The sequence below is a fragment of the Phenylobacterium conjunctum genome (genome assembly GCF_042679085.1).
Lineage (GTDB): Bacteria > Pseudomonadota > Alphaproteobacteria > Caulobacterales > Caulobacteraceae > Phenylobacterium > Phenylobacterium conjunctum.
The window spans coordinates 1-552 of record NZ_JBHTLQ010000121.1 but is presented as its reverse complement, the minus strand read 5'-3'; the positions used below and the strand labels follow the sequence as shown (position 1 = coordinate 552).

Here is a 552-nt window from a genome sequence, read left to right as displayed (position 1 = left end):
TCGGACGCCCAGAAGCTTAGAGCCCTGGAGGACGAGAACCGGCGGCTGAAGAAGCTGCTGGCGGAGTCGATGCTGGATGTGTCGGCGCTGAAGGACCTTCTGGGAAAAAACTAATCGGGCCTGCAGCGCGCCGGGAGGCCGTGCTTCGCCTGATGGCGGAGCGCGGCTTCTCGCAGAGGCGCGCCTGCGGGCTGATCCAGGTCGATCCGAAGACAGTGCGGCGCACGCCCGACCCGGGCGATGCGGACGTGCGCGAGCGGCTGCGGGGCTTGGCGGCGGAGCGACGCCGCTTCGGCTACCGGCGGCTTGGCATTCTGCTCGAGCGTGAAGGCGTCAGCATGAACAAGAAGAAGCTCTTCCGGCTCTACCGCGAGGAGGGCCTGGCGGTACGGCGCCGGCGCGGCCGCAAGCGCGCGACCGGCACGCGGGCGCCGATGGCGCTGCCGGACGGCCCGGACCAGCGCTGGAGCCTGGACTTCGTGGCCGACACGCTGAGCTGGGGCAGGCGTTTCCGGATCCTGTGCATCGTCGACGACTTCACCCGGGAGGCCC

The 552-nt window shown here is 70.1% G+C and carries 1 pseudogene; it reads left to right on the top strand.

Features of this window, described 5'->3' with window-relative positions:
- Window positions 1-552: pseudogene (locus ACFQ27_RS20845) on the top strand (IS3 family transposase); the annotation flags it as partial.